Below are 3,114 nucleotides of genomic sequence, written 5' to 3' on the forward strand. Positions count from 1 at the left end.
GTCCGGGCTATGCGGACCGATGGCGATCTTGTCCATGTAGACATCGGGCGCAAACAGCAGGCTGCCCTTTTCGGCGATGGCGATGACGGCGAGCGCATTGGGCAGGTTCTTGGCGCAGATCGTCGTGCCTTCGAGCGGATCGAGCGCGATATCGACCGCCGGACCTTTGCCGGAGCCGACTTCTTCGCCGATATAGAGCATCGGCGCTTCATCGCGCTCGCCCTCGCCGATCACCACCGTGCCCCTGATGGAAAGCCGGTTGAGTTCCTGGCGCATGGCATCCACGGCGACCTGGTCGGCCGCCTTTTCGTCGCCGCGCCCACGCAGCCTGGCGGCCGCGACGGCGGCCCGTTCGGTGACGCGCACCAGTTCCATGGTGAGTATCCGGTCAAGGCCGGCGACGATGTTCTGGGCCACATTCATCTGGTGATTTCCTCGTTGGCAATGCGGCCTCCCGCCGGAGGCGGGCCTGTTTTGTCAAACGAGCATGACAACGGCAAGACCTGCCACGAATATTATCGAATATCCAACAATATCAATCGATTAAACTACGTCTTGAAACACGACCGGCCCGATCGCCACGCGCCGGGCCAGTCTTAAAACGGTGAGAATGGCGGCCTTCGCGGCCTAAAAAACCGCGAGGTATTTGAGCAGCGAAATGATGCCGATGATGATGACGATGACCTGAACTATTTGTCTCATCCGGCCATCGAGCGGCAGGCGTTGAACCAGATAGAGAACGAGGATGATGACGAGGAATGTGATCAGGATGCCGATCAACGCTGACGAAGCCATGGTGTCCTCCTTAAAAGTGATTTGCTGAAAACAACAGAAAAGGCCGGAAGCCCGGCCCTATTGCGCTGCGGTCAATACCAGCGGCGGGAGGTATCGTTCGTCGATTGAGCAATGGCGAAGCCGGCCAGAAAGCCGAGCAGGCCGATCACGCCGACCAAAGCTGTCGTCGTACCAGGATTCTCGCGCGCGACTTCCGAAACAGCCTGGGCTTGGCTGCGCAGTTGTTGCGCCGTACGCGAAGCGCGGTTCGCCGCGGTGTCGTACAACTCGGACGCCTGTTCGCTGGCGTCATCGAGCATCTCCGCGCCCCGCGCCGAAATGCTCTTGTTGATCTTGGTGATCTCCTTGCGCAGTTCGGCAATCTGCTTTTCCAACGTCTTCTGGATGTCGTCGATATCGGGGGTGTCGGATTTGTTGGTGTCAGCCATGAAGCGGTTCCTCTGGTTGGTGACCAAGAGAACGGCGTCGACGCGAATTCGTTCCGGTCTGTGGCAGCTGCCTGCCTCCAGACCGGACCTCAATGCCTGCGGAATTCTTGTCCCGCGCGACTGTCGGACAAAGCTACCCTGCCCGTTCGATGCGGATGACCTGCGGTTTGTCGGTCAGATGTCCGTCCTTGGTGATGCCGTCTACCGCCTTGCGAACGGCGGCCTCCGTCGTCTCGTGGGTGACAAGGATCACCGTCTTCTGTGCCGCCGCCTCGCCGTTGACTGCGTGCTGGACGATCGATTCCAGCGAGATGTCATTGTCGGCCATGCGCTTGGCGATTGCCGCGAACACGCCGATGCGGTCGTGCACGGTCAGCCGGATGAAATAACCGCCGGCATGGCTGCGCATCTGCGCCTTCTTGTAGGGTTTCAGCTCCTTGGCCGGCCGGCCGAAGACCGGACCATGCTGGAAGCCTGGCCGGCTCTTGGCGATGTCGGCGATGTCGCCGATGACGGCCGATGCGGTGGCGTTGCCGCCCGCACCGGGGCCGGACAGCAGCAGCTCGCCCAGAATGTCGGTTTCGATCGCCACCGCATTGGTGACGCCATGCACCTGCGCGATGACCGATGCGGTCGGCACCATCGTCGGATGCACGCGCTGCTCGATACCGCTCTCGGTGCGCTGGGCGACACCCAGCAGCTTGATCCGGTAGCCGAGATCGGCGGCCGCGCGGATGTCGGCTTGGGTGATGTTGGAAATGCCTTCCATGTAGATGTCGTTGGCGGCGATCCTGGTGCCAAAGGCAAGGCTGGTCAGGATCGACAGCTTGTGCGCCGTGTCGTGGCCCTCGATGTCGAAGGTCGGATCAGCCTCGGCATAGCCCAGCCGCTGCGCGTCCTTCAGGCAAGCATCGAACGAGATGCCCTCGGCCTCCATGCGGGTCAGGATGTAGTTACAGGTGCCGTTGAGGATGCCGAACACGCGGGTGACCGAATTGCCGGCCATCGCCTCACGCATCGTCTTGATGACGGGAATGCCGCCCGCCACCGCCGCCTCGTAGTTGAGAAGCACGCCCTTCTTCTCGGCGATCTCGGCCAGCGCCACGCCATGCTTGGCCAGCAGCGCCTTGTTGGCGGTGACGACGTGACGGCCGGCTTCGAGTGCCGTCTTCACCGATGAGCGCGCCGGGCCCTCGTCGCCGCCGATCAGTTCGACGAACACGTCGATTTCTGCGGTCTGGGCCATCTTGACCGGATCGTCGAACCACTTTGCAGAGCTCAAATCGACGCCCCGATCGCGCTTGTGGTCGCGCGCCGAGACGGCGGTGACGATCACGTCACGGCCGCACTGGCGGGTCAGTTCCACCGCTTTGTCGCGCAGCACGCGCGCCACCGATGCACCGACCGTGCCGAGGCCGGCAATTCCAACACGCAATGCTTCAGCCATGTCCGGCGACGTCCCTCAAAGTCAGATCGAATTTGCGTGCGGCAAGCTTACCGGTGAGCGGAGAGCGGCACGACATTGTTGGGCTGCTTGGCGCTGGTCGACAGGAAGCGCTTGATGTTGCGCGCCGCCTGCCGGATCCTGTGCTCGTTCTCGACCAGAGCAACGCGCACGAATTCGTCGCCATGCTCGCCGAAGCCGACACCGGGCGCCACGGCCACGTCGGCATGTTCGATGAGCAGCTTGGAGAATTCGAGCGAGCCGAGATGCTTGAACGGCTCCGGGATCGGCGCCCAGGCGAACATCGATGCCGCCGGTGCCGGAATGGTCCAGCCGGCGCGGCCGAAGGCGTCGACCATCACGTCGCGGCGCTTGTGGTAGATGTCGCGTACCTCGGCGATGTCGGCGCCGTCGCCGTTGAGCGCGTGTGCCGCCGCCACCTGGATC

5 protein-coding genes are annotated in these 3,114 nt (G+C 62.7%); all 5 read right to left on the reverse strand.

Annotated features, from left to right (window positions below; all coding sequences use genetic code 11):
- The coding region (locus tag ENZ74_RS26830; RefSeq protein ID WP_127313106.1) for a fructose-bisphosphatase class II at window positions 1-423 on the reverse strand (423 nt) is incomplete at its 3' end.
- A gap of 204 nt (window positions 424-627) precedes the next feature.
- Window positions 628-795 (reverse strand): Thivi_2564 family membrane protein, encoded by a 168-nt coding sequence (locus ENZ74_RS26835; RefSeq protein WP_013531988.1) that lies wholly within the window; start codon window positions 793-795, stop codon window positions 628-630.
- Between the two features lie 71 nt (window positions 796-866).
- Entirely contained in the window at window positions 867-1,223 is a 357-nt protein-coding gene (locus ENZ74_RS26840) for a hypothetical protein (RefSeq protein WP_024505708.1), read from the reverse strand.
- 133 nt (window positions 1,224-1,356) lie between these two features.
- Window positions 1,357-2,670, reverse strand: coding sequence for a homoserine dehydrogenase (locus tag ENZ74_RS26845; RefSeq protein ID WP_013531990.1), 1,314 nt, complete (start codon window positions 2,668-2,670; stop codon window positions 1,357-1,359).
- A 47-nt stretch (window positions 2,671-2,717) separates the two neighbouring features.
- Window positions 2,718-3,114 (reverse strand): aminotransferase class I/II-fold pyridoxal phosphate-dependent enzyme (locus ENZ74_RS26850; protein WP_127313107.1); only part of this gene is annotated, 397 nt, incomplete at its 5' end.

This window comes from Mesorhizobium sp. M7A.F.Ca.CA.002.15.2.1, from assembly GCF_003998715.1.
In the GTDB taxonomy this organism is placed as follows: Bacteria; Pseudomonadota; Alphaproteobacteria; order Rhizobiales; family Rhizobiaceae; genus Mesorhizobium; species Mesorhizobium ciceri.